This window comes from Streptomyces sp. P5F9, assembly GCF_057961495.1.
The window spans coordinates 1-2869 of record NZ_JBXVPZ010000745.1; the positions used below are offsets into that span (position 1 = coordinate 1).

At 71.9% G+C, this 2869-nt stretch carries 3 protein-coding genes and 1 pseudogene; 2 read left to right on the plus strand and 2 right to left on the minus strand.

Translation table 11 applies throughout. The features are described from left to right. Nucleotides 1-92, plus strand: a pseudogene (locus tag AC31A1_RS49420) (ABC transporter permease); the annotation flags it as partial. 57 nt (nucleotides 93-149) lie between these two features. After that, nucleotides 150-1160 (plus strand): COX15/CtaA family protein, encoded by a 1011-nt coding sequence (locus AC31A1_RS49425; RefSeq protein WP_489659596.1) that lies wholly within the window; start codon nucleotides 150-152, stop codon nucleotides 1158-1160. Nucleotides 1161-1182: 22 nt separating this feature from the next. On the opposite strand, the gene AC31A1_RS49430 is transcribed toward AC31A1_RS49425, so the two are convergent. Then, nucleotides 1183-1929, minus strand: coding sequence for a nucleotidyltransferase (locus AC31A1_RS49430; protein ID WP_489659597.1), 747 nt, complete (start codon nucleotides 1927-1929; stop codon nucleotides 1183-1185). 18 nt (nucleotides 1930-1947) lie between these two features. Beyond that, nucleotides 1948-2869, minus strand: a 922-nt coding sequence (locus AC31A1_RS49435) for an amidohydrolase family protein (protein ID WP_489659598.1), incomplete at its 5' end; no start/stop codon positions are given.

Below are 2869 nucleotides of genomic sequence, written 5' to 3' on the forward strand. Positions count from 1 at the left end.
GGGCCGGGATGCCGTGGGCCGACCTGGGGATTCTGGGCGGGTGGGCGGTCGTGGGGCTGGCGGCGGCCGGGCGGTTCTTCCGCTGGGAGTAGGCGTGGACAGTCGCGTGCCGGGACCCTCGTGAATACGTGCACAAGCACCCCCCTACGATGGTCCCCGTGCCAAACGTGACCCCCGCCGACGTCGTAGCCGCCGCGCGCAACCCCCTCGCCTTCATCGCCGCACGTTGGACCCCGGATCCCCGGACGGTCCGGCGGGCGGCTCTCGCCGCGCTCGTCATGTCGGTGGTCATCGTGGTCACCGGCGGTGCCGTGCGGCTGACGGGTTCCGGGCTCGGCTGCCCGACCTGGCCCCAGTGCACGGACGACTCGCTGACGACGACCAGCGCGATGGGCTTCCACGGTGCCATCGAGTTCGGCAACCGGATGCTGACGTACGTCCTGTGCGCGGCCGTCGGCTGGGCGATCATCGCCGCGCGCTCGGAGAAGCCGTACCGCCGCACCCTCACCCGGCTGGGCTGGGCGCAGTTCTGGATCGTGATGAGCAACGCGATCCTGGGCGGCATCGTGGTGCTGGTCGGCCTCAACCCGTACACGGTCGCGGCCCACTTCCTGCTCTCCTCGGCGCTGATCGCGGTCGCCACGCTGATGTGGCAGCGCAGCCGGGAGGGCGACGGGGAGCCCAAGCCGCTGGTCGGCAAGGCCGTGCAGCAGCTGGTGTGGTTCCTGGTCACCGCCTCCGTGCTGCTGATCGCGGTGGGCACGGTGGTCACCGGCGCGGGTCCGCACGCGGGTGACTCCAAGGAGGTCGACCGCATCCCGATCGACTGGGAGACGGTCGCCAAGCTGCACGCGGTGCTCGCCTGGATCGTGGTCACGCTGACGTTCGCCCTGTGGTTCGTCCTCAAGGCGGTCGACGCCCCCAAGGGCCCCCTGGACCGCACCCGGGACCTGTTCCTGATCCTGCTCTCCCAGGGCGTCATCGGTTACGTCCAGTACTTCACGAACCTCCCCGAGGCCCTGGTCGCCCTCCACATGCTCGGCTCCTGCCTGGTGTGGATCGGGGTGCTGCGGGTGCTGCTGTCGCTGCGCGAGCGGCCGGACGTCGTGGCCGACCTGCCGGGCCCGTCGGTGGAACAGTCACTGCCCACGCGCGCGTGAAGCGTCACCCGTAAGAAACGGCTCACCCGTAGCGGGTCACGAAGTCGTCGATCGCCGGGCCCAGATAGGCCCGGGTCAGCTCGGCCCTGCGGTCTAGCCAGCCCTCTTCGGGGGAAGCGGACGGCACCGGATCGTCGTAACGCCGCCGTACGACGTCCTCCACGACCTCCACCGGAGCGCCGAGCGAGGGCAGCAGGTCGAGGGCCTCGCGCTTGGTGATCAGGCGGCCGTCCCGGCGGGTGACCGTCGCGCGGGCGAAGGTGGTCAGACCCACGTCGACCCAGCCGTTCTCAAGCCAGATCTGCGGCTTGTCGACGGCCGGCCGCCAGAACTCCCGCTGGTCCCGTACGACGAACTCGGCCAGTTCCTGGTCCGTCACGGCCGGCAGCAGGTCCTTCGGTGCTCCGCCGTGCAACACCCGCCCGAATTCGTGCAGTTCACGCCGGGTGACAGGCGTGACGGGCCGACGGGTGACGTGGTCGTGGGCCCAGGTGAGGTGACGCTGGTTCGGGGCGTCCTGGGTGCCCGGGGCGAGGTAGCTGCAGTGCAGGCGGACGGCGAGGGGGTCGGTGCGCAGTCCGCGGTGCAGGGCGACCAGTTGGCGGGCGGTGCTCGGCTTCAGGGGATGGTCGAGGATGGCTATGAGGTCCAGGTCGCTGCGGCCCTCCTGGTAGTCGCCCCCGCCGAGCGAACCGTGAGCCCACACGGCGCTGGGCTCCAGGGGGGCCAGTTCGTTCAGGAAGCGGGCGAGCAACGCGTCGGTCGGCATGGGCCCAGTCTGTACAGCTCACTCCAGCCCGTACACCCTCTTCGCGTTGCCGACCGCGATCAGCCCCGCGACCCGCTGCGCGTCGGCCGGTGACCAAGCCCCCTCGGCGACCCAGGTGCCGAGCACCCGCGCGAGCGCCTCACGGAACAACCGCGCTCCTACGACGTGCAGTTCGGGCAGTCCATGGGCCCCGCTGGAGAAGAGGATCTTGCCGAAGGGAGCCAGTTCCAGGATCTCGGCGAGCACGGTCGCCGCGCGGGCGCCGGTGCGCACGAGGGCGGCACCGGAGTCGGCGTAGACGTGCGGGAAGACGCCGGCGAGGTGGGCCGCGTGCCGGTGGTACGGGTAGCTGTGCAGCAGCACCAGGTCCGTGCCGAGGCCGGCCGTCGCCCGCACGAAGTCGGTGAGCAGGACGGGGTCGGTGCGGTCGATGCGGACACCGGGTTCGCCTAATCCGGCGTGCAGTTGGAGCGGCAGGCCGGACGCTACGGCGATCCACAGCAGGTGCCGTAGCAGCACCGGGTCGCTGAGGGTCCCGCCCACCCGGCGCCCGGCCAGCCAGCGGGCCGCCGCGCCCCGTACCTCGCCGGGGCCCGGCGGTTCGGGCGCGAGCGCCAGGCCGTGCCGTACGCCCGCCACGGAGGTGAAGGCGACCGCGCTCGCGGCGGCGCCGTGCACCGACTCGGCGAGGTTGGCGAGGAAGGACTCGACGGTGCCGGAGGTGTCGGCGACCTGTTCGGCGAGGAGTTCCAGTCGGACGATCTCCCGCGCGTCCGCCTGCCCTGCGGTCGCCATCTCGGCGGGTCCGGTGAGGTCGCCGGGCAGGCCAGTGTCGATCAGATACGTCGTGATGCCACTGCCGCGCAGCAGCCTGCGGCCCGCTTCCAGTACGCCGAGTTCACGGCGCCGGGCGAGATAGCGGGCGGGCGGGCAGTGCGGC

Excerpts from the sequence above, each read along its gene's own strand:
- AC31A1_RS49425 (WP_489659596.1), top strand. The coding sequence starts at position 150 with ATGGTCCCCGTGCCAAACGTGACCCCCGCCGACGTCGTAGCCGCCGCG.
- AC31A1_RS49430 (WP_489659597.1), bottom strand. The coding sequence starts at position 1,929 with ATGCCGACCGACGCGTTGCTCGCCCGCTTCCTGAACGAACTGGCCCCC.